This window comes from Streptomyces sp. NPDC029296 (assembly GCF_055569255.1).
Map to the genome: position 1 here is coordinate 178,977 of NZ_JBVHXT010000009.1, position 26,937 is coordinate 205,913.

At 73.5% G+C, this 26,937-nt stretch carries 23 protein-coding genes; 7 read left to right on the forward strand and 16 right to left on the reverse strand.

All coding sequences use genetic code 11. The annotated features are described in order from the left end of the window. Positions 1-67: 67 nt before the first annotated feature. The 10 genes from ACZ4W9_RS10655 to rsmH all read right to left on the reverse strand — a co-directional run bounded on the left by ACZ4W9_RS10655 (position 68) and on the right by rsmH (position 12,575). Positions 68-859 (reverse strand): cell division protein FtsQ/DivIB, encoded by a 792-nt coding sequence (locus ACZ4W9_RS10655; protein WP_467934646.1) that lies wholly within the window; start codon positions 857-859, stop codon positions 68-70. A gap of 26 nt (positions 860-885) precedes the next feature. After that, positions 886-1,974: an undecaprenyldiphospho-muramoylpentapeptide beta-N-acetylglucosaminyltransferase gene (gene murG / locus ACZ4W9_RS10660; RefSeq protein ID WP_467934647.1), complete on the reverse strand. Its 1,089-nt coding sequence runs from the start codon at positions 1,972-1,974 to the stop codon at positions 886-888. Between the two features lie 6 nt (positions 1,975-1,980). Continuing rightward, positions 1,981-3,342, reverse strand: a complete 1,362-nt coding sequence (ftsW, locus tag ACZ4W9_RS10665; protein ID WP_467934648.1) for a putative lipid II flippase FtsW — start codon at positions 3,340-3,342, stop codon at positions 1,981-1,983. Between the two features lie 68 nt (positions 3,343-3,410). Beyond that, positions 3,411-4,847, reverse strand: a complete 1,437-nt coding sequence (gene murD / locus ACZ4W9_RS10670) for a UDP-N-acetylmuramoyl-L-alanine--D-glutamate ligase (RefSeq protein ID WP_467934650.1) — start codon at positions 4,845-4,847, stop codon at positions 3,411-3,413. Then, positions 4,829-5,899: a phospho-N-acetylmuramoyl-pentapeptide-transferase gene (gene mraY, locus ACZ4W9_RS10675; protein WP_467934701.1), complete on the reverse strand. Its 1,071-nt coding sequence runs from the start codon at positions 5,897-5,899 to the stop codon at positions 4,829-4,831. Before mraY ends, murD begins: the two co-directional genes overlap by 19 nt. Then, positions 5,899-7,314, reverse strand: a complete 1,416-nt coding sequence (locus ACZ4W9_RS10680; protein ID WP_467934651.1) for a UDP-N-acetylmuramoyl-tripeptide--D-alanyl-D-alanine ligase — start codon at positions 7,312-7,314, stop codon at positions 5,899-5,901. Before ACZ4W9_RS10680 ends, mraY begins: the two co-directional genes overlap by 1 nt. Before the next feature lie 4 nt (positions 7,315-7,318). After that, complete coding sequence (locus tag ACZ4W9_RS10685; RefSeq protein WP_467934652.1) at positions 7,319-8,839, reverse strand: UDP-N-acetylmuramoyl-L-alanyl-D-glutamate--2,6-diaminopimelate ligase; 1,521 nt, start codon at positions 8,837-8,839, stop codon at positions 7,319-7,321. A 178-nt stretch (positions 8,840-9,017) separates the two neighbouring features. After that, entirely contained in the window at positions 9,018-10,982 is a 1,965-nt protein-coding gene (locus tag ACZ4W9_RS10690; RefSeq protein ID WP_467934654.1) for a peptidoglycan D,D-transpeptidase FtsI family protein, read from the reverse strand. Between the two features lie 5 nt (positions 10,983-10,987). Next, complete coding sequence (gene ftsL, locus ACZ4W9_RS10695; RefSeq protein ID WP_467934655.1) at positions 10,988-11,554, reverse strand: cell division protein FtsL; 567 nt, start codon at positions 11,552-11,554, stop codon at positions 10,988-10,990. A 64-nt stretch (positions 11,555-11,618) separates the two neighbouring features. Then, on the reverse strand, positions 11,619-12,575 hold the full coding sequence (gene rsmH / locus ACZ4W9_RS10700) for a 16S rRNA (cytosine(1402)-N(4))-methyltransferase RsmH (protein WP_467934657.1): 957 nt from the start codon (positions 12,573-12,575) through the stop codon (positions 11,619-11,621). A 287-nt stretch (positions 12,576-12,862) separates the two neighbouring features. Here rsmH and ACZ4W9_RS10705 point away from each other — a divergent pair, with 287 nt between their 5' ends. The 4 genes from ACZ4W9_RS10705 to ACZ4W9_RS10720 all read left to right on the forward strand — a co-directional run bounded on the left by ACZ4W9_RS10705 (position 12,863) and on the right by ACZ4W9_RS10720 (position 18,508). After that, positions 12,863-13,474 (forward strand): beta-class carbonic anhydrase, encoded by a 612-nt coding sequence (locus tag ACZ4W9_RS10705; RefSeq protein ID WP_467934658.1) that lies wholly within the window; start codon positions 12,863-12,865, stop codon positions 13,472-13,474. A 251-nt stretch (positions 13,475-13,725) separates the two neighbouring features. After that, positions 13,726-14,766: an AAA family ATPase gene (locus tag ACZ4W9_RS10710; protein WP_467934659.1), complete on the forward strand. Its 1,041-nt coding sequence runs from the start codon at positions 13,726-13,728 to the stop codon at positions 14,764-14,766. Continuing rightward, on the forward strand, positions 14,766-16,127 hold the full coding sequence (locus tag ACZ4W9_RS10715) for a DUF58 domain-containing protein (protein WP_467934661.1): 1,362 nt from the start codon (positions 14,766-14,768) through the stop codon (positions 16,125-16,127). Before ACZ4W9_RS10710 ends, ACZ4W9_RS10715 begins: the two co-directional genes overlap by 1 nt. Next, positions 16,124-18,508 (forward strand): transglutaminase TgpA family protein, encoded by a 2,385-nt coding sequence (locus ACZ4W9_RS10720; protein ID WP_467934662.1) that lies wholly within the window; start codon positions 16,124-16,126, stop codon positions 18,506-18,508. Before ACZ4W9_RS10715 ends, ACZ4W9_RS10720 begins: the two co-directional genes overlap by 4 nt. 121 nt (positions 18,509-18,629) lie before the next feature. On the opposite strand, the gene ACZ4W9_RS10725 is transcribed toward ACZ4W9_RS10720, so the two are convergent. The 3 genes from ACZ4W9_RS10725 to ACZ4W9_RS10735 all read right to left on the reverse strand — a co-directional run bounded on the left by ACZ4W9_RS10725 (position 18,630) and on the right by ACZ4W9_RS10735 (position 20,719). Further along, positions 18,630-19,013 (reverse strand): DUF3040 domain-containing protein, encoded by a 384-nt coding sequence (locus ACZ4W9_RS10725; protein WP_467934664.1) that lies wholly within the window; start codon positions 19,011-19,013, stop codon positions 18,630-18,632. Between the two features lie 320 nt (positions 19,014-19,333). Next, on the reverse strand, positions 19,334-20,104 hold the full coding sequence (locus tag ACZ4W9_RS10730; RefSeq protein ID WP_467934665.1) for a methyltransferase: 771 nt from the start codon (positions 20,102-20,104) through the stop codon (positions 19,334-19,336). 72 nt (positions 20,105-20,176) lie between these two features. Then, positions 20,177-20,719, reverse strand: a complete 543-nt coding sequence (locus ACZ4W9_RS10735) for an SAV_6107 family HEPN domain-containing protein (protein WP_467934666.1) — start codon at positions 20,717-20,719, stop codon at positions 20,177-20,179. Positions 20,720-20,920: 201 nt separating this feature from the next. On the opposite strand from ACZ4W9_RS10735, the gene ACZ4W9_RS10740 reads away from it, so the two are divergent. The 3 genes from ACZ4W9_RS10740 to ACZ4W9_RS10750 all read left to right on the forward strand — a co-directional run bounded on the left by ACZ4W9_RS10740 (position 20,921) and on the right by ACZ4W9_RS10750 (position 24,140). Continuing rightward, positions 20,921-21,550 carry a TetR/AcrR family transcriptional regulator gene (locus ACZ4W9_RS10740; RefSeq protein ID WP_467934668.1) on the forward strand — a complete coding sequence of 210 codons (630 nt, stop codon included), beginning with the start codon at positions 20,921-20,923 and terminating at the stop codon, positions 21,548-21,550. A gap of 417 nt (positions 21,551-21,967) precedes the next feature. Then, positions 21,968-22,570: a DUF4126 domain-containing protein gene (locus ACZ4W9_RS10745; RefSeq protein ID WP_467934669.1), complete on the forward strand. Its 603-nt coding sequence runs from the start codon at positions 21,968-21,970 to the stop codon at positions 22,568-22,570. Between the two features lie 58 nt (positions 22,571-22,628). After that, on the forward strand, positions 22,629-24,140 hold the full coding sequence (locus ACZ4W9_RS10750) for a phytoene desaturase family protein (protein WP_467934670.1): 1,512 nt from the start codon (positions 22,629-22,631) through the stop codon (positions 24,138-24,140). A 16-nt stretch (positions 24,141-24,156) separates the two neighbouring features. Here the strand turns inward: ACZ4W9_RS10750 and ACZ4W9_RS10755 are convergent, their stop codons facing one another. From ACZ4W9_RS10755 to thiE, 3 genes are all read right to left on the reverse strand, one after another. After that, positions 24,157-25,041, reverse strand: coding sequence for a hypothetical protein (locus tag ACZ4W9_RS10755; protein ID WP_467934672.1), 885 nt, complete (start codon positions 25,039-25,041; stop codon positions 24,157-24,159). Positions 25,042-25,113: 72 nt separating this feature from the next. Continuing rightward, complete coding sequence (gene metF, locus ACZ4W9_RS10760; protein ID WP_467934673.1) at positions 25,114-26,037, reverse strand: methylenetetrahydrofolate reductase [NAD(P)H]; 924 nt, start codon at positions 26,035-26,037, stop codon at positions 25,114-25,116. A 118-nt stretch (positions 26,038-26,155) separates the two neighbouring features. Beyond that, positions 26,156-26,803, reverse strand: a complete 648-nt coding sequence (gene thiE / locus ACZ4W9_RS10765; protein WP_467934674.1) for a thiamine phosphate synthase — start codon at positions 26,801-26,803, stop codon at positions 26,156-26,158. Positions 26,804-26,937 lie beyond the last annotated feature (134 nt).

A 26,937-nucleotide genomic window follows, 5' to 3' on the forward strand; every position in this document is an offset into this window, starting at 1 on the left:
TTCTTTTCACCCTATGTGATCAGCCGTAGCGGTGCCCAACCAGGGGGTTGGCCTGGGCTGATGTGCGTCAACTCACCGATGACGCGGGGGCGGTGGGAACGGTGACGTCGAAGTGCCGTGCGCCCGGGGCTGCTTTCATGAGAGCCGTGAGGGCCCGTGCCTTGGCGCGGCCGTGCTCGTCACTGCCCCACGCCACCGTGCGGCCGTCACCCAACTCGACCGAGATGGCGTCGTAGGAACGCACCCGGACGGTCCGGGCGGTGCGCGCCACGGGGGCGGGCAGGTCGCCGGCGGCCCGGACGGCCGCGCGCACCAGCCGGCCGGTGCCGAAACGGCGCAGGCTGGCCGCGCCGGGGCCCTTCCGGGAGGCGGACAACTCCAGACGGGGAACGCCTCTTGGCGCCTGCGAAACGGTGCCGAAACGGACACCTTCGTCGTCGACCTCGATGAAGTCCCGGCCCTTTCGGATCAGGAGAACCGGAGTGCGTTCGCTCACTTCCAGGTCGATTCCCCGCGGCCAGGTGCGCGCCACGTCCACGGTGTCGATCCGGGGCAGTTTCCGGCGGATCCGGGCCTCGATGGCCTCCGTGTCGACGGACGCCATCGGAGCCCCGACGGGCACGTCCGCCGCCTCGCGGACCTCCGCCGGGGTCAGCACGCGCGTGCCGGACACCGAGACGTGCCGCACCCGCAGCCACTGCGAGCCGTACAACACCCAGGCGCCACCCGCCCCGAGCAGCACGACGGCCACGGCCAGGATGACGATCCTACGAAGGCGCCGTCCGGGTCCGCGGGCGGACGGCGGGCCGGACGACCCCTGCTGGCGTTCCCCGCGCTCGGCGGTAGTCGGTCCGGCCACCGTCACTGCCCTTTCGTCATACGGTCCTAACGGCGCGAGGCGATCGCCTCGTACACCATGCCGACGAGCAGTTCGTCGGCGTCCCGGCGGCCGAACTCGCTTGCCGAGCGGGACATCTCGTACAGCCGGTGCGGGTCGGCGAGCACGGGCAGCACATGCTGCTGCACCCACTCGGGCGTCAGTTCCGCGTCGTCGACGAGGAGTCCGCCGCCGGCCTTCACCACCGGCTGGGCGTTCAGCCGCTGTTCGCCGTTGCCGATGGGCAGCGGGACGTACGCGGCCGGCAGGCCCACGGCGGAGAGTTCGGCCACGGTCATCGCGCCCGCGCGGCAGAGCATCATGTCGGCCGCGGCGTACGCGAGGTCCATCCGGTCCAGGTAACTTACCGGGATGTAAGGGGGCATTCCCGGCATCTGCTGCACCTGCGGCAGTTCGTTCTTCGGGCCGACCGCGTGCAGGATCTGGACGCCGGCCTGCTGGAACCAGGGGGCGACCGTCTGCGTCACCTCGTTCAGCCGCCGGGCGCCCTGCGAGCCGCCGGAGACGAGCAGCGTGGGCAGGTTGGGGTCGAGGCCGAAGCGGTGACGGGCCTCGGGGCGGACCGCGGCACGGTCCAGCGTGGCGATGGAGCGGCGCAGCGGGATGCCGATGTAGCGGGCGTCGCGCAGCTTGCTGTCCGGGGTGGAGACGGCGACCCGGGCCGCGTACCGCGAGCCGATCTTGTTGGCCAGGCCGGGCCGGGCGTTGGCCTCGTGGATCACGATGGGCACCCCGAGGCGCTTGGCGGCCAGATAGCCGGGCAGCGCGACATAGCCGCCGAAGCCGACCACGACGTCCGCCTTGGTGCGCTCCAGGATCTGCTCCGCGGCCTTGATCGTGCCGCGCAGCCGGCCCGGGACGGTGATCAGCTCGGGGGTGGGCTTGCGGGGCAGCGGCACCGCCGGGATCAAGGCCAGTTCATAGCCGCGCTCCGGGACGAGCCGGGTCTCCAGGCCGCGCTCCGTGCCCAGGGCCGTGATTCCCACGGTCGGGTCCTGCCTGCGCAGGGCGTCCGCGAGGGCGAGCGCGGGCTCGATGTGGCCGGCGGTCCCCCCACCGGCGAGTACGACATGCACCGAAATTCACCGCTCTCCGGACGAACGCGCCGCCGAGGCACGCCGTCGCATCGTGTTCCATCTCCGAGGCCCCCGCTCGGCACCGGAGCCTCCCGCCCGCTTTCTACCAAAGCGGGGTTGCCGCATCGCAAGCGCTGCCCGCGCAGCGGGCTCGTCGCGCGCGAAGGCGATCAGCAGCCCGATGGCGAACATGGTCGGCAGCAGGGCGGACCCTCCGTAGGAGAACAGCGGGAGCGGGACGCCGGCGATCGGCAGCAGGCCGAGCACCGCACCGATGTTGATCACCGCCTGGGCGGTGATCCAGGTGGTCACGCCTCCCGCGGCATACCTCACGAAGGGGTCCTCCGTGCGTCCGGCCACGCGGATACCCGCATAGCCTAGAGCCGCGAACAGGGCGAGCACCGACAGCGTCCCCGCCAGACCCAGTTCCTCACCGGTGACGGCGAAGATGAAGTCGGTGTGGGCTTCCGGGAGTTGGCCCCATTTTTCCACACTCGCACCGAGTCCCGAGCCGAAGAGTCCGCCGGAGGCGAGCGCGTAGATCCCGTGCACGGCCTGCCAGCAGTCGGCGACCCCGCTCTTGGGCTCGGTGGCGCCGATGCAGGCGAGCCGGGCCATCCGGTTGGGGCTGGTCTTGATCAGGAGCACCCCGATCAGGCCGGCCACCGACAGTACCCCGGCGAACAGCCGGGTCGGCGCGCCCGCGAGCCACAGCAGGCCGAAGAGGATCGCCGTGAGGATGATCGCGGTGCCCATGTCGCCGCCCAGCATGATCAGTCCGAGCAGCAGGAAGGTGACCGGGACCAGGGGGACCAGCATGTGCTTCCACTGGGCCAGCAGCCGCCTCTCCTGCTTGCGGGCGATCAGGTCCGCGCCCCACAGCACCAGGGCGAGCTTGCCGAACTCGCTGGGCTGGATCTGGAAGGAGCCGCCGAGGGAGATCCAGTTCTGGTTGCCGTTGACCGACATCCCTATCCCGGGCACCTGCACCAGGACCATCAGGAAGACGGCGGCGGCGAGGATTGGGTAGGCCAGCGCCCGGTGCAGTTTCACCGGCATGCGGGAGGCGGCGAACAGCAGTGCGCCGCCGATGAGCGCGGCCAGGAACTGCTTGCGGAAGAAGAAGGACCCGGGCAACGACAGCTGGAGCGCGGTGATCTGGGAGGCCGAGTAGACCATCACCAGGCCCAGCACGGTGATCAGCACGCTGCCGCCGAGGATCAGGTAGTAGGCGGTCAGCGGCCGGTCCCAGGCCTTGCGTGCGCGGGTGTAGAGCCGCTGTACGGGGTTCTCGCGCGGGGTGCGAGGGGAGGCGGGACGGCGGGACGCCCGCTGTACGGGCGGCCGGCCGGTGCGGCTACCGGGCATCGGTGCCTCCACTGAACGTCGACCGTCCCACGCGTCCCTCCCAAGATCCGCCCGGCAGGCGGCCGGGTTCAGGCGCCGAGTTCGCGGACCGCCGCCGCGAACGCGTCGCCGCGCTGGTTGTAGTTGGTGAACATGTCCATGGAGGCGCAGGCAGGGGCCAGCAGCACGGTGTCGCCGGGCCGGGCCAGCCGCTTGGCCTCCGTCACCGCCTGGAGCATCGCCCCAGTGTCGGTCCGGTCGAGGTCCACCACCGGTACCTCCGGGGCGTGTCGCGCGAGGGCGTCGCGGATCAGGGCCCGATCGGCACCGATCAGGACCGCGCCGCGAAGCCGCTTCGCCGACTTGGCGACCAGTTCGTCGAAGGTGGCGCCCTTCGCCAGCCCGCCCGCAATCCATACGATCGGTTCATATGCCGCCAACGAGGCTTCGGCGGCATGGGTGTTGGTGGCCTTGGAGTCGTCCACGTACGCGACCCCGTCGACGTCGGCCACGTGCGCGATGCGGTGGGCGTCCGGGCGGAAGGCCCGCAAACCGTCCCGTACGGCGCCGGCGGGCACCCCGAAGGCGCGCGCGAGGGCCGCCGCCGCGAGGGCGTTGGCGATGTTGTGCGGGGCCGGCGGGTGGACGTCGGAGACCTCGGCCAGCTCCTGCGCGTTCCGCTGCCGGTTCTCGACGAAGGCGCGGTCGACCAGGATGCCGTCCACGACGCCGAGTTGGGACGGTCCCGGGGCGCCGAGGGTGAACCCGACGGCCCGGCAGCCCTCTTCGACGTCGGCCTCGCGCACCAGGTCCTCGGTGGCCTCGTCGGCGACGTTGTAGACGCAGGCGACCTTGTTGCCCTCGTAGATACGGCCCTTGTCGCGCGCGTACGCCGCCATGGAGCCGTGCCAGTCCAGGTGGTCCGGCGCGAGGTTGAGGACGGCGGCCGAGTGGGCGCGCAGCGAGGGCGCCCAGTGCAGCTGGTAGCTGGACAGCTCCACGGCGAGCACGTCGTACCGCTCCTCGCCGAGGACCGCGTCCAGCAGGGAGACGCCGATGTTGCCGACGGCGGCCGTGCGCAGGCCCGCCGCCTTGAGGATGGAGGCGAGCATCTGGACGGTGGTGGTCTTGCCGTTGGTGCCCGTGACGGCGAGCCAGGGGGCCGCGTCGGGACCGCGCAGCCGCCAGGCCAGCTCCACGTCGCCCCAGACCGGCACACCGGCCTCCCGCGCGGCGAGGAACAGCGGCTTGTCGGGCTGCCAGCCGGGCGCGGTGACGATCAGCTCGGTGCCCTCCGGCAGCAGGGCGCCGTCGCCGAGGCGCACGGTGATGCCGAGCGCCTCCAGCTCCGCGGCCTGTTCCCGCGCGCGGGCGTCGTCGCCGTCGTTGACGACCGTGACGACGGCTCCGCGCGCGTGCAGCGCTTTCGCCGCCGGGACGCCGGAGACGCCGAGCCCGGCCACGGTGACGTGCTTGCCCTGGAAGTCGAAGGGCCCCGAGGTGGAGGTCACTTGTCCGCTGCCCATCCCGCGTAGAAGAGGCCCAGTCCGACGATCACACAGATGCCCTGGATGATCCAGAAGCGGACCACCACCAGGACTTCGGACCAGCCCTTGAGTTCGAAGTGGTGCTGGAGTGGTGCCATCCGGAAGACGCGCTTGCCGGTGAGCCGGAAGGAGCCGACCTGGATGACGACCGACATGGTGATGAGGACGAACAGGCCGCCCATGATGGCCACCAGCAGCTCCGTGCGGGAGAGGATGGCCAGGCCGGTGAGGACACCGCCGAGGGCGAGCGAGCCGGTGTCGCCCATGAAGATCTTCGCCGGCGAGGTGTTCCACCACAGGAAGCCGAGGCAGGCACCCATCAGCGCGGAGGCGACGACCGCGAGGTCGAGCGGGTCGCGCACCTCGTAACAGGCGCCCGGGTTGGTCAGGGTGCCCGCGTTGGCGCAGGACTCCTGGAACTGCCAGACGCCGATGAAGGTGTAGGCACCGAAGACGAGCACGGAGGCGCCGGTGGCCAGACCGTCCAGGCCGTCGGTGAGGTTCACGCCGTTCGACATCGCGAGGATCATGAACAGCGCCCAGACGACGAACAGCACCGGGCCGATCGACCAGCCGAAGTCGGTGATGAACGACAGCTTGGTGGAGGCCGGGGTGTTGCCGCGGGAGTCGGAGAACTGCAGCGACAGCACGGCGAAGGCGATGCCCACGATCAGCTGGCCGGCCATCTTCGCCTTGGCCCGCAGACCCAGCGACCGCCGCTTGACGATCTTGATGTAGTCGTCGAGGAAGCCGACCAGGCCCATGCCGAACATCAGGCCGAGGACCAGCAGGCCGGAGTAGGTCGGCGCGTAGCCGGTGATGAGCTTGCTCAGGAAGTACGCGGCGATGGTCGCCAGGATGAAGGCGATACCGCCCATGGTCGGCGTACCGCGCTTGCTGGCGTGCTCGCGCGGGCCGTCGTCACGGATGTACTGGCCGTAGCCCTTGCGGGCCAGCAGCTTGATCAGCAGCGGGGTGCCGACCAGCGTCAGGAAGAGGCCAATGACTCCCGAGAACAGGATCTGCTTCATCATCGGGCGGCAACCTCACCCTCGGCACCGGTCTCGGCGAGCGCCTGGGCGACGCTCTCCAGCCCCACCGACCGGGACGCCTTCACGAGCACGACGTCCCCCGGGCGCAACTCGCTGCGCAACAGGTCGATCGCCGCCTGTGCGTCGGACACGTGCACCGACTCCTCACCCCACGAACCCTCGTTATATGCGCCCAATTGCAGCCAGGAGGCCTCAATCCCCCCGACGGCGACGAGCTTGCTGACGTTGAGCCGGACGGCGAGCCGTCCGACGGCGTCGTGCTCGGCGAGCGCCTCGTCCCCCAGCTCGGCCATCTTGCCGAGCACCGCCCACGTGCGACGCCCCCTGCCCATGGCCGCGAGCGCCCTGAGGGCGGCCCGCATGGACTCGGGGTTGGCGTTGTAGGCGTCGTTGACGATGGTCACGCCGTCCGGGCGCTCGGTGACCTCCATGCGCCATCGGGAGAGGGAGCCCGCCTCGGAGAGCGCGAGGGCGATCTCTTCCGCGGACATGCCCAGCTCATGGGCGACGGCGGCCGCGGCGAGCGCGTTCGACACGTGGTGCTCACCGTACAGGCGCATCGTCACATCGCTTGCACCGGAGGGTGTGTGAAGCCTGAAGGCGGGCTGTCCGCTGTCCGTGAGTCGTACGTTCTCGGCGCGTACGTCCGCTTCGGCCGACTCTCCGAAAAGGACCACCTTCGCCTTGGTACGGGAGGCCATGGCCTTCACCAGCGGGTCGTCGGCGTTGAGGATCGCCGCGCCGCCCTCGTCGGCCGGGGGCAGCGCCTCCACCAGTTCGCCCTTGGCCTGGGCGATCTGCTCGCGCCCGCCGAACTCGCCGATGTGCGCGGAGCCGACGTTGAGCACCAGGCCGATCCTCGGCGGGGTGAGGCCGGTGAGGTAGCGGATGTGCCCGATGCCGCGGGCGCCCATCTCCAGCACGAGGAACCGTGTCTCCTCGGTGGCGGACAGGGCGGTCAGCGGCAGCCCGATCTCGTTGTTGAGCGAGCCGGGCGTGAACACCGTCGGCGCCTTGCGCCCGAGCACCTGGGCGATCAGGTCCTTGGTGCTGGTCTTGCCGGCCGAGCCGGTCAGGGCCACGAGGGTGGTGCCGAGCCGGCCCACGACGTGCCGGGCGAGGGCGCCGAGGGCGGTCTGGACGTCGTCCACCACGACGGCGGGCACGCCGACCGGCCGGCCGGCCAGCACGGCGACCGCGCCGGCCTCGACGACCTTCCGGGCGTAGTCGTGGCCGTCCACACGCTCGCCGACGAAGGCGGCGAACAGGCAACCGGGCACCACCTCCCGGGAGTCCCGGACGACCGGTCCCGTGACCTGCACGGACGGATCCGGTATGTCGTGCGTCTGCCCGCCGACGACTGCTGCGATCTCGGCGAGGGAGAGGGCGATCACAAGTTCATCCCTGGGTCTTCTGGATAGCTTCGCGAAGCACCTGGCGGTCGTCGAAGGGACGGATCACGCCGGCGATGTCCTGGCCCTGCTCGTGACCCTTGCCCGCGACCAGCACCGTGTCGCCGGCCTGGGCGCGGCCCACGGCGGCGGCGACGGCGGCGGCCCGGTCCTCGAAGAGGAGCACCTCGCCGCGCTCGTGCGCGGGCACCGAGGCGGCGCCCTGGAGCATGGTCGCGAGGATCGCGAGGGGGTCCTCGGAACGGGGGTTGTCGGAGGTCAGTACGGCCGTGTCGGCGAGCCTGGCCGCGGCGGCGCCCATCGGGGCGCGCTTGGTCCGGTCACGGTCGCCGCCGCAGCCGAGGACGACGTGCAGCCGGCCCTTGGTGACCTTGCGCAGCGCCCGGAGCACCGACTCGACCGCGTCCGTCTTGTGGGCGTAGTCGACGACCGCGAGGTAGGGCTGCCCGGCGTCGACGCGCTCCAGGCGGCCCGGTACGCCCGATACGGCGGCGATGCCGTCGGCGGCGGCCTGCGGGTCGAGGCCGGCGGCGGCGAGGGCGACGATGGCGGCGAGGGTGTTCGCCACGTTGAAGGGGCCGGCGATCGGCGACCTGGCGTGGATCCGCTCGCCGCCCGGACCGAGGACGGTGAACGTCGAGTCCATGGGGCCGATCTGGACGTCCTGGGCGCGCCAGTCGGCGTCCGGGTGGCCCTCGGCGGAGTAGGTGACGACCGGGACGGCCGCCTCCTCGGCGAGCCGGCGGCCGTACTCGTCGTCGGCGTTGACCACGCCGAGCCTGCTGCGCTCCGGCGTGAACAGCTGCGCCTTGGCCCGGAAGTAGTCCTCCATGTCGGAGTGGAACTCCATGTGTTCCGGGCTGAGGTTGGTGAAGACGGCGATGTCGAAGACGCAGCCGTCGACCCGGCCGAGGACCAGGGCGTGGCTGGAGACCTCCATGGCGACCGCCTCGACGCCGCGCTCGCGCATGACGGCGAACAGGGCCTGGAGGTCGGTGGCCTCGGGCGTGGTGCGCTCGGACTTGATCCGCTCGTCGCCGATGCGCGTCTCGACGGTGCCGACCAGGCCGGTGGCGCGGGCGGTCCGCAGGCCGCCCTCCACGAGGTAGGCGGTCGTGGTCTTGCCGGAGGTGCCGGTGATGCCGATCTGGAGCAGATCGCGGCCGGGGTGGCCGTAGATCCGGGCCGCCAGCTCGCCCATCCGGCCGCGCGGGTCGTCCACGACGAGGACCGGCAGGCCGGTGGCGGCGGCGCGTTCGGCGCCGTCGGCGTCGGTGAGCACGGCGACCGCTCCGAGGCCGGCGGCCTGGGTGGCGAAGTCGGCGCCGTGCAGCCGGGCGCCCGGCAGGGCGGCGTACAGGTCGCCGGGGCGGACGGCGCGCGAGTCGTGGGTGATCCCCGTGATCTCGGCGGCGGCGTCCGGAGCGGCGGTACCCAGCTGATCGGCCAGTTCCGCGAGGGGTGTGGCGGAGACCTGAACCGGTCGCGGCGGTCCCGGATATGTCACGGAAGCGCCCTTCTGGGTGGTTTGGGACTGATCAGCGTGTGGCACGGCGGTGAGCGTACCGGGCGTACCGGCTCCGGAGCGAAGCGAGGGCCTGTCGGCCTCGTGGTTCCCGGCGTCGGGAGTGATCGTTGTCACGGGTTCGTTCCTGGTGTTTCCGTGCTGACCAGTGGGGTGCTGATCAGGGCTTGTACTCGACGGGCAGGCTGGCGGGCCTCGCCCCGGTCGGCGGGACCTGGAGGGTCTTCAGGGCGAACTCCATCACCTGCTTGTAGACGGGACCGCAGATCTGGCCGCCGAAGTAGCTGCCGGAGGTGGCGTTCTGGATGGCGCAGTAGACGGTGATCCGCGGGTTGTCGGCGGGCGCGAAACCGGCGAAGGACGAGGTGTAGCCGCGGTAGCGGCCGGTGGCCGGATCCACACGGTTGGCCGTGCCGGTCTTGCCCGCCACCCGGTACCCGGGGATGCGGGCCTTGATGCCGGTGCCCTGCTCGTCGTCGACCACCGACTCCAGCATCCGGGCGAGGTTCCTGGCGGTCTTCTCGCCGACCACCCGTGTCTTCTTGGGCTTCGGCGCCGGGGTGAAGCGCCCGTCGGCGCCCTTGGTGCCGCGCACCAGGGTCGGCTCCACGCGGACCCCGCCGTTGGCGATGGTCGAGTACACGGAGGCGGCCTGCATGGCGTTGATGGAGAAGCCCTGGCCGAAAGGGATCGTGTACTGCTGCGAGGTGGACCACTTCTGCGGCGGCGCGAGGATGCCGGGGGTCTCGCCGGGGAAGCCGAGGCCGGTGTAGCCGCCGATGCCGAACTTGCGCAGGTAGGAGTAGAGGACCTTGTTGGTCTCGGACTGGCTCCTGGCGAGTTCGCCGGTGGCCAGGATGGTGCCGATGTTGCTGGACTTGGCGAGCACGCCGTTGAGCGTGAGGTACCAGGTGGCGTGGTCGATGTCGTCCTGGAACAGCCGGTCGCCGCGGTGCAGCCGGTTGGGCACGACGACGTGGGTGAGGGGGGTCGCCGCGTTCCGCTCCAGCACGGCCGCCATCGACATCACCTTGGCCGTGGAGCCGGGCTCGTAGGCGTCCTGGAGGGCCGCGTTGCCCATGGCGTCGCCGTCGGCCTTCGCCAGGTCGTTGGGGTCGAAGCCGGGCGAGTTGGCCATGGCCAGGACCTGGCCGGTGCGGGTGTCCTGGACGATGACGTAGCCGCGGTCGGCCTTCGAGGCGCGCACCTGCTCGCTGATGGCGTTCTGCGCGGCCCACTGGATGTCCCGGTCGATGGTCAGCTCGACGTCGGCGCCGGGCACGGCGGGCGTCTCCGTCGACCCGACCGTGGGCACCTCGCGCCCGCCGGCCTGGGCGTAGCGGACCTTGCCGTCCTTGCCGGTGAGCTGCTTGTCGAGCTGCTGCTCGACGCCGCCGCCGCCCTTGCCGTCGGTGTTGACCCAGCCCAGTATCCCGGCGGCCAGGTCGCCGTTGGGGTACACGCGCTGGCTGCTGGGGTCCGCGAAGACGCCGGCCAGCACGTTGACGGTGGTGTGGTCGGTGCCGGACTTGTTGGCGAGCGCGGTCTTCAGGTCCCTGATCTGCTTCCAGACCTGCGGGGTCTGCCGGGCGGCCAGCCGGGTGTAGCGGGAGTTCTTGTTCGCGGGCCGCAGCTTCCCGACGAGCGCGGCCTGGTCCTGCCCGAGGATCGGGGCGAGCAGCGCGGCGGCCCGCTCCGGCCCGTCGGTGATCTTCAGCTGCTTGGCGTTGAACATCGTCGGGTCGGCCGTGATGTCGTAGGCGTCCTCGCTGACCGCGAGGGCGACGCCGTTGCGGTCGGTGATCTCGCCGCGCTCGGCGGCCAGGGTGTGCACCACGTACCGGTTCTCCTCGGCCCGCGCCGCGTACGCGCTCGCGTCCACGGCCTGGACCTGGAGCAGCCGTACGACGAAGACGAGCAGCACCAGTGCCAGGGCGACGCCGACCAGGCGCAGCCGGGGCCGGGGGCTGCCGAGCCGGAGCGGGGCGGGCGGCATGGGCCGGGCCCCGCCGGGCCGGCGCGCCGGGCGCGCTCCCGGGCCGGGCTGCCGCCGGACGGGCCCCCGGGGACGCGGTGGCTTGGCGGGCGCGGGCACACGACGGCGCGGCGGTTGCCTGTCGGACACTTCCGTCACCTGCCGGGGGTCGGGGCGGACACGGACGGGGGGACGGCGGACGGGGCCGCGGGAGGTGCCGGGAGCACGGGCACCGGGTCGGCGGGGGCCGGCGCGGGGAGCGGGGCGCCGGGCGGGAGCGGTGTCTGCGGGGCGGCGGCCGGGCCGGAGAGGGACGTGGTGCCCGGGGCGGCGGCCGGGCCGGTGAGGGCCGCGGTGCGGGGCGCCGCGCCGGGGACGCCCTTGACGGTGCCGTCGGGGCCGAGGAAGGCGGGGTCGCCGCCGGGGACCATGCCGAGTTCGCGGGCGCGCCGCTGGAGGGCGTCGGGGGCGGAGTAGGCGTCGATGTCCCGCTGGAGGGCCTGCTCCTCGTCGGTGAGGGTCTTCGTCCGCTTCTGCAGGTCGGCGAGTTTGAACGAGCCTTCGCTGAGGGCGGAGTTCAGCACCAGCAACCCGATGAGGCCGCCGCCGAGGAGCAGGACGACGAGGAGCACGAACGGGGTGCGGGCCGCCTGGGCACGGCCCGCCGGGAAGAGCCGGGCCAGCCGGGCGGCCCTCCCCTTCAGCTCGGGTTTCCTGCTCACCGCTCCCCCGGTACGGGGATGCCGCTCCCCCGGTGCGCGGAGGAGACCCTCCGACCCGTCTGGCTCACTCCACGTCCTCCCTGATGCGCTCGGCGCCCCGCAGTCTGGCCGGTGCCGCCCGGCGGTTCTCGGCGATCTCCTCCTCGGTGGGAAGTTCGGCACCACGGGTGAGCAGCTTGAGCCGCGGCTGGTACCGCTCGGGCACGACCGGCAGTCCGGGCGGCGCGGTGGAGGCCGCCCCGGCCGCGAACACGTGCTTGACCAGCCGGTCTTCGAGCGAGTGGTACGACAGCACGGCGACGCGCCCGCCGACGTCCAGGGCCTTCACGGCCGCCGGGATCGCCCGCTCCAGCACGGACAGCTCGCCGTTGACCTCGATGCGCAGCGCCTGGAAGGTGCGCTTGGCCGGATTGCCCCCGGTGCGCTTGGCGGCCTGCGGCAGGGCGTCCCGGATCAGTTCGACGAGCCGCGCGCTGGTGCCGAACGGCTCCTTCTCGCGCTCCCGGACGATCGCCGCGACGATCCGCTTGGCCTGCTTCTCCTCGCCGTACGCGCGCAGGATGCGCACGAGTTCGCCGGGCGGGTAGGTGTTGAGGACCTCGGCGGCGCTGATCCCGGTCGTCTGGTCCATGCGCATGTCCAGCGGCGCGTCCTGCGCGTAGGCGAAGCCGCGGCCGGCCTCGTCGAGCTGCATGGAGGACACCCCGAGGTCGAACAGCACGCCCTGCACGCGTGCGGTGCCGAGCCGGTCGAGGACGTCGGGCAGCTCGTCGTACACGGCGTGCACCAGGGTGGCGCGGTCGCCGAAGGGCGCCAGCCGCTCGCCGGACAGGCGCAGCGCCTCCTTGTCCCGGTCCAGGCCGATCAGCCGCGCGCCGGGGAACCGGGTCAGCAGCGCCTCGCTGTGCCCGCCGAGGCCCAGGGTGCAGTCGACGACCACCGCTCCGGGGCGCTCCAGGGCGGGCGCCAGCAGGTCCAGGCACCGCTGGAGCATCACCGGGACGTGTCGACTCTGGCTCAAGGGGGCCTCTCAGTTCCGGCGGGCCGTACGCACCGTCGGTCCCCCGAGCCGTACGTACGCGCCGCGTGCGCGGGGAGACGGTCCGGACGGGGCCGGGGTCTCCGGGGGTCTCACCAGCGGGGAGAGACTCGTCTCCCGCTTTCGCGTCACTTTAGTCCACGCCGTCGCCGGGTCAATCAACCGGCCTGCGCGTCGCGCACCACGTCGCGCAGGGAACCACGTCCGCGCCGGCCCACCCGTTCGGCCGACCTCCGCGCGCTCTGTGGGTTCGCTCACAACGAGCCGCGATGGCGCTCTTTGTCCCCTCTCACGACGGGCCGGGACACCACGTGACCAGTAACGTCGTCGGCATGACGACTTCCGCAGCGGTACCCACTGGATCCGAAGGCGCCATAACGGCCGGCGACCGCGTGACCGACCGCCTGGTCGCGGCCAACCGTACGTACGCCGAGGCCTTCGCCGATCCGGGCATGGACGCCAGCCCCGTCCTGCACGTCGCCGTGGTCGCCTGCATGGACGCCCGGCTCGACCTGCACCAGGCCCTCGGTCTCCAGCTCGGCGACTGTCACACCATCCGCAACGCGGGCGGTGTGGTCACCGACGACGTGATCCGGTCGCTGACCATCAGCCAGCGCAAGCTCGGCACCCGCAGCGTCGTGCTGATCCACCACACCAACTGCGGTCTGGAGGCCCTGACCGAGGACTTCCGCTCCGAGCTGGAGATGGAGGTCGGGCAGCGGCCGGCCTGGGCGGTGGAGTCCTTCCGGGACGTCGACCAGGACGTGCGTCAGTCCATGCGGCGGGTGCGCACCTCGCCCTTCCTGCCGCACACGGACGACGTCCGCGGTTTCGTCTTCGACGTGCGCACCGGGCTGCTGCGCGAGGTCGACCCGGCCTGACGCGGAACGTACCGGCCGGCCGCCCCGGGAAGCGTCCCGCCGGCCGGGTCGAAAACGCGGCCGGACACATCGTATGACCGCCATCGCCGGGGGCAGTTGTCCACAGGCGGTGACACGAATCGGTAACGGCGGCGAGAATGCGGGGAGTGGCAGCACGCGGAACCTTTCCCGCGTGGTGCCCGTGTTTCGGGGTGGGCCGGTTGCGCAGTGACAGCGTCGGCCCGGCAAAGAACGGGCCGAGGAGGGCCGGGGTGACGACCTATGACGATCGAGCGAGTCTCACGGATGTGACCGCCACCGTGGAACGGGTGCGCGGTTCGGTGGAGGGCGTGATCGAGGGGAAGCCCGAGGTCGTACGGCTCGCGCTGACCGTGCTGCTCGCCGAGGGCCATCTGCTGATCGAGGACGTCCCCGGGGTGGGCAAGACGATGCTCGCCAAGGCGCTGGCGCGGTCCATCGACTGCTCGGTGCGGCGCATCCAGTTCACCCCGGACCTGCTGCCCTCCGACATCACGGGCGTGTCGATCTGGGACCAGCAGCGCCGGGACTTCGAGTTCAAGCCGGGCGCCATCTTCGCGCAGATCGTGATCGGCGACGAGATCAACCGCGCCTCGCCCAAGACCCAGTCCGCGCTGCTGGAGTCCATGGAGGAGCGGCAGGTCACCATCGACGGGCAGACGTACGAACTGCCCAGCCCCTTCATGGTGGTGGCGACCCAGAACCCGGTCGAGATGGAGGGCACCTACCCGCTGCCCGAGGCCCAGCGCGACCGCTTCATGGCCCGCGTCTCCGTCGGCTACCCGAGCGTGGAGTCCGAGCTGCGGATGCTCGACGTGCACGGCGGGGTCAGCCCGCTGGAGGACCTCCAGCCGGTGGCGCACGCGCACGAGATCGTGAAGCTGGTCGAGGCGGTGCGCGGGGTGCACGTCGCCGAGCCGGTCCGGCGGTACGCGGTCGAGCTGGTCGCCGCCACCCGTACCCACCCCGACCTCCGGCTCGGCGCCTCCCCGCGCGCGACGCTGCACCTGCTGCGCGCGGCCAAGGCCACCGCGGCCCTGGCCGGCCGGGAGTACGCGCTGCCGGACGACGTGCAGGCGCTCGCCGTCGCCGTCCTCGCCCACCGTCTGCTGCCCACGGCGCAGGCCCAGCTCAACCGGCGGACGGCCGAGCAGGTGGTGCTGGAGATCCTCCAGCACACCCCGGTGCCCGCGGGCCCGGGCCGGCCGGGCGGCCTCGGTGATCTCGGCCGGACCGTCCCGGCCTATCCCCAGCAGCCTCCGCGGAGTCTGTGATGAGCTCCGGGGGGACCGGGCCGGCGGAGCCCGACGGCGGACAGCCGGGCGGTGTCCGCACGGCCCTCGCGGGCCTGACCACCCGCGGCCGTTCCTTCCTCGCGGCCGGCATCGCCGCCGCGGTCTGCGCGTTCCTGCTGGGCCAGAGCGATCTGCTGCGGGTCGGCCTGCTGCTCGCCGTACTGCCCCTGATCTGCGCCACCGTGCTCTACCGCACCCGCCACCGGGTGGCCGGGAGCCGGCTGCTCGCCCCCGCGCACGTGCCGGCCGGCGGCGAGGCCCGGGTCCAGCTGCGCATGGACAACGTCTCCCGGCTGCCCACCGGCCTGCTGATGCTCCAGGACCGGGTGCCCTACGTCCTCGGGCCGCGCCCCCGCTTCGTGCTGGACCGGATGGAGCCGGGCGGCCACCGCGAGGTGTCCTACCGGGTCCGCTCGGACCTGCGCGGCCGCTATCCGCTGGGCCCGCTCCAGCTGCGGCTGACGGACCCCTTCGGCATGTGCGAGCTGACCCGGTCCTTCTCGGCGCGGGACACCCTGACGGTCGTCCCGCGCGTGACACCGCTCGCCCCGGTCCGCTTCGCCGGCGAGGCCAAGGGGTACGGCGAGGGGCGCCGGCGCTCCCCGGCCCTCGCGGGCGAGGACGACGTGATCCCGCGCGGCTACCGCCACGGCGACGACCTGCGCCGGGTGCACTGGCGCTCCACCGCGCGCTACGGCGAGCTGATGGTGCGCCGCGAGGAGCAGCCCCGGCGCTCCCGGTGCACCGTGCTGCTGGACACCCGCGGCGGCGCCTACGAGGGCGCGGGCCCGGACTCGGCCTTCGAGTGGGCCGTCTCCGCCGCCGCCTCGGTGCTGGCGCACATGCTGGAGCGAGGTTTCTCGGTACGGCTGCTGACCGACGCCGGCGGCACGGTGCCCGGCGAGGGCGGCGACGGCTTCGCGGGCTCCGGCCAGGAGGCGGCGGAGGCGGCCGGCCTGATGCTGGACGCCCTCGCGGTGATCGACTACTCCGAGGGCACCGGCCTGTCCCGCGCCTACGACGCGCTGCGCGCCGGGAACGAGGGGCTGCTGATCGCCTTCCTCGGCGACCTGGACGAGGAGCAGGCCGCCACGGTCGCCAGGATGAGCCGGCGCGGCGGCGGAGGGGTCGCCTTCGTGCTGGACCCGGACACCTGGACGCGGGAGGCGACCGACGTGCCCCGGCCCGGCGACCGGCACTCGGAGCGGCTGCGGCTGCTGCGCGAGGCGGGCTGGACGGCGCTGAGCGTGCCGCGCGGCGCCGCGCTGGACGAACTGTGGCGGCGGGCGGACCGGGAGCGCTCGGCTCTGGCGTCGCTGGGCGGAAAGGCGTGGGGATGAGCGGACGGGCACGACTGGCGCTGTGCGCGGCGGCGGCCACGCTGATGGCGTCCTGCGCGCTGCTGCCGCTGGTCGCCAAGCCGACCTGGCTGCTGCAACTGGTGCCGCTGGTGGCCGTGCAGACCGGGGTGGGCGCGGCGGCCCGGCGGGTGCCGCTGGGCCGGTCGCTGACCCTGGCGGCGCAGTTCCTGGTCACCCTGGTGCTGCTGACCCTGGTGTGCGCCCGGCAGCACGCGATCGCCGGGCTGATCCCGGGCCCGGACACCTTCCGGTACCTCGCCGAGCTGCTCGGCGAGGGCACGGACGACATCAGCCGGTACGCGACACCGGCGCCGGTCACCGACGGCATCAGGCTGATGCTGATCGGCGGGGTGCTGCTGATCGGGCTGCTGGTGGACACGCTCGCGGTGACCTTCCGCAGCGCGGCCCCGGCCGGGCTGCCGCTGCTCGCGCTGTACTCGGTGGCGGCGGGCCTGTCCGACGGCGGCGCCGACTGGCTGTGGTTCCTGGTGGCGGCGGCCGGCTATCTGATGCTGCTGCTCGCCGAGGGCCGGGACCGGCTCGCCCAGTGGGGCCGGGTCTTCGGCGGCGCTCCCCGCGCGCCGGGCGCCCCGGAGACGGGTCCCCTGACGCCGGTGCGCACCGGCCGCCGGATCGGCGCGGTCGCGCTCGGCGTGGCCCTGGTCGTGCCGCTCGCGCTGCCCTCGCTGCACGGCGGCCTGCTGGACGGCGCACGCGACGGCATGGGGGCGGGCAGCGGCGACGGGGGCACGATCTCGGCGGTCAACCCGCTGGTGTCGCTGCGCGACAACCTGAACACCGACGACGACCGTCAGGTGCTGTCCCTGCGGACCAGCACCAACGACCTCTCCGACCTGTACTTGCGGATCGTCTCCCTGGACGACTTCGACGGCACCACCTGGAAGCCGGCCCAGCGCCATGTCGTCGACGTGCCGGAACCGCTGCCCGCGCCCACCGGCCTGGCGGACGAGGTCCGGCGCGGCACGATACGGACGACGGTCACGGCCGCGGACTCCTACGCCCAGGACTGGCTGCCGATGCCGTATCCGCCGAGCAAGGTGCGGGTCAGCGGCCGGTGGCGGTACGAACCGGTCGGCATGACCCTGGTCGGCGACCACGGACAGACCACGCGGGGCGAGACCTATCAGGTGACCAGCCTGGACGTGGAGCCGACCGCGGAGCAGCTGGCCGCCGCGCCCCCGCCGCCGGCCGCCCTGCGGGACGAGTACACGAAGGTGCCGGCCTCACTGCCGAAGGTGGTGGCCCGCACCGCCGAGGAGATCACCGAGGGCACGCGCGGTCACTACGAGGAGGCGGTCAAGCTCCAGGACTACTTCGCCGTCACCGGGGGCTTCCAGTACGACACCCAGGTGGAGGTCGGCCGGGGGTCGCAGGCCATCGCGAACTTCCTGGAGAAGAAGCAGGGCTTCTGCGTCCACTTCTCCTTCACGATGGCGGCGATGGCCCGCACACTGGGCATCCCGGCCCGGGTGGCGGTGGGCTTCGCGCCCGGCACCCCGCAGGCCGACGGCACGGTGGCGGTCAGCCAGCGGGACGCGCACGCCTGGCCCGAGCTGTACTTCGAGGGCGTGGGCTGGACCCGGTTCGAGCCGACCCCGACCCGGGGCACCACTCCGTCGTACACCCAGTCGGACACTCCCGGCAGCTCGCTGCCCCAGGAGGCGCTGCCGTCCCGGGGCGCGTCCTCGGCGCCCTCGGTGCCGGCCTCCCCGAGCGAGAGCTGCGCCGGGCCGCGCCGGCTCGGGGCCTGCGACAGCCCGTCCGCGGCGGCTGCGGCGCACCACGACCACGACGACACCGACTGGTGGGCGTGGCTGCTGATCGGGGCGGGCGCGCTGGTGGTCCTGGCGGCGCTGCTGGCACCGCTGCTGTGGCGGCAGCGGGTGCGCGCGCTGCGGCTGGGCGGCCACGCCCGGACCCCGCAGGGCACGGCGGCGCACACCCTCGCGGCCTGGCAGGAGCTGACGGACAGCGCCTGGGACCACGGCGTCCCGCCGGACGAGTCGCTGACCCCGCGCCGGGCCGCCGAGCGAATCGTCCGGCTGGGGCGGCTGGACGCGGCGGCCGGGGCCGCGGTGCACCGGGTGGCGGACGCGGTGGAACAGGTGCTGTACGCGCCCCGGCCGCGTCCGGCGACGGGCGCGGCGCAGGACGTGCGCCGGGTGGTCGAGGGGCTGGGCGCCGTGGTGGGCACCGGGACCCGGCTGCGGGCGCTGTTCCTGCCGCGCTCGTCGGTCCGGGCGTGGTGGGCGGTGACGGCCCGCTGGTCGGCGCTCCGGGCGCGGGCCGTGGCGGCGGCCCGGCCGGCGCCGCCACGGCCGTCGGGACAGGAGAGCTGAGCCCACGGGCCGAGGGCACCAGCCCACGGACCGAGGGCACGACTGAGGGGCGGCCACCTCGCGGTGACCGCCCCTCACGTATGTCTGCCGGATCAGCGGCCCTGTTCGTCTGTCTGCCGGATCAGCGGCCCTGTTCGTCCCGGCGGCGCTGCCAGCGCTGCTCGATGCGGTCCATCATGGAGCGTCTGGGCCGCACCTGCCGACGGGCGACGCCCGGTGGCTGCTCGCCCGGTTTGGGCGTCTTGCGCCAGCCGGTGACGGCCAGCACGGCGCAGCCCAGCATGACGAGGAAACCCACCACGCTGACCCAGATCAGCTGCATGACCATTCCGGTCATGAGGAGCGCGATACCGATGAGGAAACCCGCGACCGCCTGGTAGACCCGCCGACGGGTGTACGTCCGCAGCCCACTTCCCTCAAGCGCCGACGCGAACTTGGGATCTTCGGCGTACAACGCTCGCTCCATCTGCTCGAGCATGCGCTGCTCGTGCTCTGAGAGCGGCACGGAGTCCTCCTCATCGTGCGGTCGCCGGGGCGACCCGGGGGGTCCCTTCAGGATAGGCAGGGAATCGCCCCCGTGAAACCCGCCCCTCTACGCCAATTGGCCAACCGGATTCCGTCATGGCCGTCCGGCTCGCTGAGGCTTCCATTCCCCGGCGGCCGACTCGTCATGCCGAGCGGTGTACCTCGATCATACGGCGCGAACCGCTCGACCGGGGGGCCTGTGGCGTACTCCATCCGCGGTCGAGGCGCTGATCAGCGGCTGTTCCCGAGGGTGCCCCCAGGACGCTTGCGGCCCCCATGGCACCCGGATCCCGGCGACACTCAGATCCCGGTGGCACCCGGAGTCTCACCGAGCACGTGGAGCTGGGTGGCGACGGAGCGGAACGCGGGCAGTTCGGCCGCCGCGGCCTCCAGCCTCAGCAGCGCGTCCACGGCACCGGGCTCGGTGTCCACCAGGACGCCGGGCACCAGGTCGGCGAAGACGCGCACGCCGTGCACTGCGCCGACCCGCAGGCCGGCGCCCTCGACCAGCGCGGTGAGCTGCTCGGCGGTGAACCGGCGGGGCATCGGGTCGCCACCGCCCCAGCGGCCGTGGGGATCCTGGAGGGCCTGGTGGGCCTCGGTGAAGTGGCCGGCGAGGGCACGGGCGAGCACGGCGCCGCCGAGGCCGGCGGCGAGCAGGCTGAGGACGCCCTCGGGCCGCAGCGCGGCGACGGCGTTGCGCAGGCCCTCGGCCGGGTCGTCCACGTACTCCAGGACGCCGTGGCACAGGACGGCGTCGTAGCCGCCGCGCTCGACCACGTCGAACAGGCCGTGCGCGTCGCCCTGGACGCCCCGGACCCGGTCGGCGACGCCGGCCTCGGCGGCGCGGCGCTCCAGGGCGAACAGGGCGTTGGGGCTGGGGTCGACCACGGTGACCCGGTGGCCGAGGCGGGCGAGGGGCACGGCGAAGTTCCCGCTGCCGCCCCCGGTGTCGAGGACGTCCAGCGAGTCCCGGCCCGTGGCCTTGACCCGGCGGTCGAGGGCGTCCCGCAGGACGTCCCAGACCACGGCGGTACGCAGGGAGGCGCGGGGGCGCGACGGGTCCGACACGGCAGTTGACTCCTCGGCGGGTCTGAAGGACTTCAGGCGACTCCACCCTATTGCCTCCGGCCCCGCGGCAGGTCATCGCGTCGGCGTCCGCCCCGGTGCGTCGGCGTCCTGGCGGGGCTGGGGCAGGACCGGCTGGAGATGGAGCATCCGCTCGACGATGCGCAGGAACATCGCCGCGTCGCGTATCAGGTCGTCGGCGTCCCGCCGGCCGGCCGCGCCCCGGATGCCCGCCTCGGCGCGGGCGCGGCGCGCGGCGCCGGAGGCGAACAGGGCGCTCCACTCGGTCAGCTCCGGGGCGATCTCGGGCAGCACCTCCCAGGCGCTGCGGATGCGGGCCCGGCGGCGCGCGGAGTTCTCGGGCCGGCCGCGGGCCGCGAGCACGGCGGCGGCGGTGCGCAGGGCGGCGAGGTGGGCCGTGGCATAGCGCTCGTTCGGGGTGTCCAGGACCGCGGCCTCCTCCAGCCCGGCCCGGGCCTTGGCGAGCAGGTCGAGGGCGGCGGGCGGGGCCGTGGCCCGGCGGAGCACGGGGTGCACGTCGCTCGCCGGGCCGGTCAGTGAGGGGGCAGGGCCGGTGGCGCGGCGCCGGCGGGCGGCGGCTGCCGACGAGTGGGCCATGACGAACCTCCTGTCGTCTGGGTGACGGCACGTATGCCGTATGTACCCATCGTGAGGTATGCCACTGACAATCCGTTCCGAGCTGGGCTTTCACCGCCGCCGAAGGGACGGGCGCGGCCTTCGCGGGCGGGGGCGCCCGTGCGGGCCGGGACCACGGCACCTGCGCGGGCCGGGCCGGGGGCACCTGTGAGAATCGGGGCCATGGAAAGCACCAGCGCCAGGCCCGGCGGGAGCACGCGCCGCGAGGCCACCCGGCAGAAGCTCTACGAGGCGGCCGTCACACTCATCGCCGAGCAGGGCTTCTCCGCGACCACGGTGGACGAGATCGCCGAGCGGGCCGGGGTCGCCAAGGGCACGGTCTACTACAACTTCGCCAGCAAGTCCGTGCTCTTCGAGGAGCTGCTGCGGCACGGTGTCGGCCTGCTCACCGCGTCCCTGAAGGAGGCGGCCGAGGGGACGGCGCGCGCCGGGGGCGGCAAGGTGGACGCGCTGGACGCGATGGTCCGCGCGGGCCTGGTCTTCATCGACCGCTATCCGGCCTTCACCCAGCTCTACGTCGCCGAACTGTGGCGCACCAACCGGGCCTGGCAGTCCACCCTGATGGTGGTGCGGCAGCAGGCGGTCGCGGTGGTGGAGGGGGTGCTGCGCGAGGGCGTGGCGGCCGGCGAGTTCAGCGACGAGATCGATGTGCAGCTGACGGCGGCGGCGCTGGTCGGGATGGTGCTGGTGGCCGCGCTGGACTGGAAGTCCTTCCAGCCGGAGCGCTCCCTGGACGACGTCCACGCCGCCCTGTCCCGGCTGCTCCAGGGACGGGTCAGCGGCCGCGTCTGAAGCGGCCGGGCGCCGGCAGGCCCCGCCGGGTCCGCGGGGACGAGAGGGAGGCGCCGGTCCGTTGCCGGTCCGGCGCCTCCCCGTCTCCCCCGTGATCCCCCGTACTCCCCCTTGCTTCCTTCCCGTACTCCCCCGTACGGGTTCCCCCTGTACGGACCCCCGTGGCGGTCGTCCCCCGAGGCCCCCCGTCTCGCTTCCGCCGACGGATCGGCGGAAGGAGCGGCCGGCGGTCCGGGTCCGGTTCCGCCGCCCCGTGTCGGCGGTGCCGGGCCGTCCCCCTGCCGTGCCTCCACTCTCCCGTCCCGGCGGCCGGCGCCCCATCCGCGCGGGTACTCATCCGGAGGGCTGAGTACGGGTACTCAGCCCTCCGCGCGCGTGCCCACGCCGCCCGCCCGCCGGCTGGCTACGATCGCCTTCGTGTCCGTACTCCCTCTGGTCTTCACCAGCGGCTGGGCCAGCGGTGTCAACGCCTACGCGGTGGTGCTGCTGCTCGGCCTGTTCGGCGTGACGGGGATCGGCGAGGACGTGCCGCAGACGTTGCAGCGCCCGGAGGTGCTGATCGTCGCGGGCGTGCTGTTCCTGTGCGAGACCGTCGCCGACAAGATCCCGTACGTGGACTCGCTGTGGGACTCCGCGCACACGGTGGTCCGTCCGCTGGCCGGTGCCTGGGTGGGGGCGCTGCTCGCCGGGCAGAGCGGGTCGGTGTCCGACGTGGCGGCCGGGCTGCTCGGCGGCTCCACGGCGCTGGCCAGCCATGCCGTCAAGGCCGGGACGCGGATGGCGGTCAACGCCTCGCCCGAGCCGTTCAGCAACATCGTGCTGAGCGTGGCCGAGGACCTCGGCGTCGGGGGCGTGGTGGCGTTCGCGATGTTCCATCCGGTGGCGGCGGCGGTGATCGCGGGCGTCCTGCTGGCCGGCGGGCTGCTGGCCCTGGTGTTCCTGTTCTCGCGCATCCGTCGTTTCCTGCGCCGCCGGGCCCGTCGGCGCGAGGCGCGGCGGCCCGCCTCACGGCCCCGCTGACCTGCGCCGGGGCCGCCCGGCGTCCGGATTGTCGGTGGCGGTCGATAAAGTCGCGGGCATGGCACGGATTGCGGTGATCGGCGCCGGGACGGGCGCGATGGCGGCCGCCGCCCGGCTGGCCGTCGCGGGCCACCGGGTGGTGGTGTACGAACGTACGGAGACGTACGGCGGTGCGGTGCGCCGGTTCGAGCGGGACGGCTTCGGCTTCGACACGGGCCCGGGACTGCTCACGCTGCCCGCGGTCTACCGCGATCTGTTCGTGAAGACCGGCAAGGAGCCGCTGGAGGACCGCGTCGAGCTGGTCCAGGTCGACCCCTCGTCACGGCACCTCTTCGCGGACGGCAGCGGGGTGGCGCTGCCCAACGCCTCGCGCGCGGGGATCGTCGCGGCCCTGGACGAGGCGCTGGGCGCGGGCACGGGCGAGCGCTGGGGCGACTTCCTGGTGCGGGCCCGCGAGGCCTGGGACCGCACCCGCCGGCCGCTGCTGGAAGAGCCGCTGTGGCCCAACTGGCGGGTGCTGGCCGAGAAGGAGCCGTATCCGGCGGTGCCGCACAAGCGGCTGCTGCGCACGCGCCGCGCCACGACACTGGCCGAGGTCGGCGCCTGGGAGCTGCGGGACGAGCGGCTGTCGGCCCTGCTGACCAGCCATGCGCTCGCGCACGGCCTGGAGCCCCGGACCGCTCCGGCGAGCGCGGCCGTGCTGGCGTACATGGAGCACGCCTTCGGCACCTGGTACGTGCGCGGCGGCATCCGGGAGCTGGCCCGCGCGGTGTACGAGCGGTGCCTGCAGCGGCGGGTGGAGTTCGTCTTCGGCGCCGAGGTCACCCGGATCGTGGAGAAGGACGGCCGGGCGGCGGGCGTGGAGCTGGCCGGGGGCACGGTGGCGGAGGCGGACCATGTCGTGGCCGACGTCCATCCGGCGCGACTGCGGGCGCTGACGGAGCGTGTGCTGGACGGCGAGGACGAGGTGCGGGCCGACCCGCAGGCCGCCCCGCCCGGCCGGTTCACCGTGCTGCTCGCCCTGCGCGGCGCCCCGGAGCCCGGCGCCGCGCACCGCACGGTCGTGCATCCCGCGGACCCGGAGCGGGAGTGGGACTTCCTGGCCTCGCCGGGCGGTGACGAGCCGCCCGCGCCGACGGTCACCGTGCTGCGCCCCGACGACCCCGCGCTGCGGCCGGACGACGGGCACGAGTCGGCGGTGCTGTCCGCCGTGGTGTCCACGCGGGCCCCCTGGGACGACGAGCGCACGGTCGCCCGGTACACGGACCTGCTGCTGGAGGCCGCCGGGCGGGCGATACCGGACCTGCGGGACCGGCTGCTGTGGCACGAGGTGCGGACACCGGGCGCCACCGAGGACGAGACGGGCGCCCGCGCGGGGGCCGTGCCGGCACCCGCGCTCGCCGCCGGGCAGGGGCGCTTCCTGCATCCGGCGAACACCACGCGGCTGCCGGGGCTGTACCGGGCCGGCGGCTGGGCCCACCCGGGCGGCGGACTGCCGCACGCCGGCATGTCGGGCGCCCTGGTGGCCGGGCTGATCGTGGAGGGGCCGCGGTTCCGCGGCTCGCAGTGAGCGGGGGCCGGACGGCTCAGAAGCGGTACTGCTCGTCGTAGCCCGCCCCGTCCGGCTGCCGCGGGTAGGGCTGCTCCGGCGGGAGTTCGCCGCCGTGACCGTCGTCGGTGCGCTGCTGCGGCACCCACACCCCGCCGGGCGGGGTCTCGGCGTAACCGGCGGGGGCGTACGGGTCCTGGGGGTGGCCCGGCTGCTGCCCGTACTGCTCGGCGTAGCCCTGGTCGTAGGAGACGTAGGGCCGGCTGCCGACGTACGGGTCGGAGTAGTTGGCGTAGCCCTGCTGTGCGGCGGCGGGGTCGTAGCCGTAGTCCTGCGGGCCGTAGCCGGGGTAGTCGTAGGCGGGGGCCTGCGGGCCGGGGGCCGGGTGGGCGGTGTCGCCGTAGGCGCCGTAACCGCCGGTGTCGCCCGGCGGGGGTGCGTGGACGGCGGTGGTCCCGGCGGCGGTCGGCTCGGCCGGGCGGACGGGCGGGGTGAAGACGTCGTCGCGGTCGTGGTCGTCGTCGAAGCCGCCGGCCGCCGGGGCCGGGTCGTAGGGCTCCGGGGCGTCGGCGGCCCCGGGGTACGCGGGGGCCGCGTCGTGCGGGGCCGGCTCCTCGCGGCCGGCGCGGCCGCGACGGCGCTTGCTGGCGCCGCCGGCCCGGGGGCCGGGCCGGCGGACCGCCCAGCCGGAGGCGAAGCCGCGGCGGAACGACAGCGTGACGTAGGTCTGGCCGACCGCGAAGGCGATCGCGCCCAGCCCGATCACGATCACGGAGGGCAACAGCACACCGATCACGACGCCGAGGAAGCCGCCGAAGGCCAGGAGCCGCCAGCGCAGCCGCGCCTTGTACTGCAGCAGCACCTCGCCCAGCAACCACAGCGCTACGCCGCCGAACGCGATGTAGAGGACCGTCCAGCCCATGTACGCCCCTCTCCCAGTGTTCGCTACTCCCCGTGACCGCTACGCAGTGTGTCCTATCGCGGTGCGGCCGGTCTAGGCCCGCGGGGGGTGGTGCAGGCCCAGGTTCTCGTAGATCTCCAGGGTCGCCGTGGAGTTGTTCAGCGTGATGAAGTGCAGTCCGGGCACTCCCTCGGCCAGCAGCCGGGCGCAGAACTCCGTGGCGAACTCGATACCGATGGAGCGTACCGCCGCCGGATCGTCCTTCGCCGTCAGGATCCGCTCTTTCAGGGCGTCCGGGACAAGGGCGTTGCTGAGCTTCGGCAACCGTTCCAGCATCTTCACGCTCGTGACCGGCAGGATCTCCGGGATGACCGGAGTGTCACAGCCGGCGGCCACCACGCGGTCGCGCAGCCGGAGGTACGACTCGGGCTGGAAGAACATCTGTGTGATGGCGTAGTCGGCGCCCGCGCGGCACTTGTCCACGAAGTGCGCCACGTCGGTGTCCCAGTCCGCCGAGCGCGGGTGCATCTCCGGGAACGCGGCGACGCCCACGCAGAAGTCGCCCGACTCCTTGATGAGCCGGACGAGCTCGGCGGCGTAGGTCAGGCCCCGGGGGTGCGGCACCCACTCGCCCATGGGGTCGCCGGGCGGGTCGCCGCGCACGGCGAGCATGTTCCGGATCCCGGCGTCCGCGTACTGGCCGATGATGTTGCGCAGCTCGGCGATGGAGTGGTCGACCGCGGTGAGGTGGGCGACCGGGGTGAGCGTCGTGTCGGCGACGATCTGCTGGGTCTCCTTGACCGTGCCCGCGCGGGTGGAACCGCCGGCGCCGTAGGTCACCGAGACGAAGTCGGGGGCGACCGCCTCGACCCGCCGGAGCGCGCTCCAGAGGTTCCGCTCGCCCTTGGGGGTCTTCGGCGCGGAGAACTCGAACGAGTACGTCGTCTTGCCGGCGGCGAGCATATCGCGCACGGTGCGTGCGCGATCAGTCCTGGTGGACGGGGTTCCGAGGGCCATACGGGCAGGTTAGCCAGGGGTGGGCGGTCCCCCAACCGCACCCCGGAAATTGCCCGTATTGTCGGGCTGCTGTCCATCCCTTGGACATCCTTCCGGACGGCGGGGGTCCGCCGGGGTGCTACGCCTTCCGCAGCCGCGCGGCGAACTCCGCCGCCGCCGCGCCGGGGTCGTCCGCCTCGGTGATCGCGCGGACCACGACCACCCGGCGGGCACCGGCGTCCAGCACCTCGTCCAGGTTGCCGAGGTCGATGCCGCCGATGGCGAACCAGGGGCGGTCGGTGCCGAGACCCGCCGCGTAGCGGACCAGGGAAAGGCCCGGGGCGTGCCGGCCGGGCTTGGTGGGGGTGGGCCAGCACGGGCCGGTGCAGAAGTAGTCCACGCCGTCCTGGACGGCCGCGGCGGCGGCCTCCTCCTCGGCGTGCGTGGAGCGGCCGATCAGCACCCCGTCGCCGAGGATCGCGCGGGCCGCGGGGACCGGAAGGTCGCCCTGGCCGAGGTGCAGCACCCCGGCGCGGGCCGCGTGGGCGACGTCGGCCCGGTCGTTGACCGCGAGCAGTTTGCCGTGCCGGGCGCAGGCGTCGGCGAAGACCGCCAGGTGCTCCAGCTCCTCGGCGGCCTCCATGCCCTTGTCGCGCAGCTGCACGATGTCGACGCCGCCGGCCAGCACCGCGTCCAGGAACTCGGGCAGGTCGCCCTGGCGCCTGCGGGCGTCCGTGCAGAGGTAGAGGCGGGCGTCGGCGAGCGCGGCGCGAGCGGTGTCGGACATGCGTGGGTCCCCCCGTGGTCGGTGTCCCTGACGGTTTTCGGGGGCGGGGGGGGGGGGGGGGGGCCGCCCCCCCCCCCCCCGTGTGGTTGGGTCCAAAGGAGGAGGGATTGGGGTGGCGGTTCCCCCCCCTTTCC

Coding starts and splice junctions, on each gene's coding strand:
- ACZ4W9_RS10755 (WP_467934672.1), bottom strand. CDS start 25,041: ATGGGCTGGACGGTCCTCTACATCGCGTTCGGCGGCGTAGCGCTGTGG.
- ftsW (WP_467934648.1), bottom strand. CDS start 3,342: ATGCCCGGTAGCCGCACCGGCCGGCCGCCCGTACAGCGGGCGTCCCGC.
- ACZ4W9_RS10705 (WP_467934658.1), top strand. CDS start 12,863: ATGGCGCTCTTTGTCCCCTCTCACGACGGGCCGGGACACCACGTGACC.
- thiE (WP_467934674.1), bottom strand. CDS start 26,803: ATGTCCGACACCGCTCGCGCCGCGCTCGCCGACGCCCGCCTCTACCTC.
- murD (WP_467934650.1), bottom strand. CDS start 4,847: ATGGGCAGCGGACAAGTGACCTCCACCTCGGGGCCCTTCGACTTCCAG.
- ACZ4W9_RS10750 (WP_467934670.1), top strand. CDS start 22,629: ATGGCACGGATTGCGGTGATCGGCGCCGGGACGGGCGCGATGGCGGCC.
- metF (WP_467934673.1), bottom strand. CDS start 26,037: ATGGCCCTCGGAACCCCGTCCACCAGGACTGATCGCGCACGCACCGTG.
- ACZ4W9_RS10740 (WP_467934668.1), top strand. CDS start 20,921: ATGGAAAGCACCAGCGCCAGGCCCGGCGGGAGCACGCGCCGCGAGGCC.
- mraY (WP_467934701.1), bottom strand. CDS start 5,899: ATGAAGCAGATCCTGTTCTCGGGAGTCATTGGCCTCTTCCTGACGCTG.
- ACZ4W9_RS10735 (WP_467934666.1), bottom strand. CDS start 20,719: ATGGCCCACTCGTCGGCAGCCGCCGCCCGCCGGCGCCGCGCCACCGGC.
- ACZ4W9_RS10715 (WP_467934661.1), top strand. CDS start 14,766: ATGAGCTCCGGGGGGACCGGGCCGGCGGAGCCCGACGGCGGACAGCCG.
- ACZ4W9_RS10720 (WP_467934662.1), top strand. CDS start 16,124: ATGAGCGGACGGGCACGACTGGCGCTGTGCGCGGCGGCGGCCACGCTG.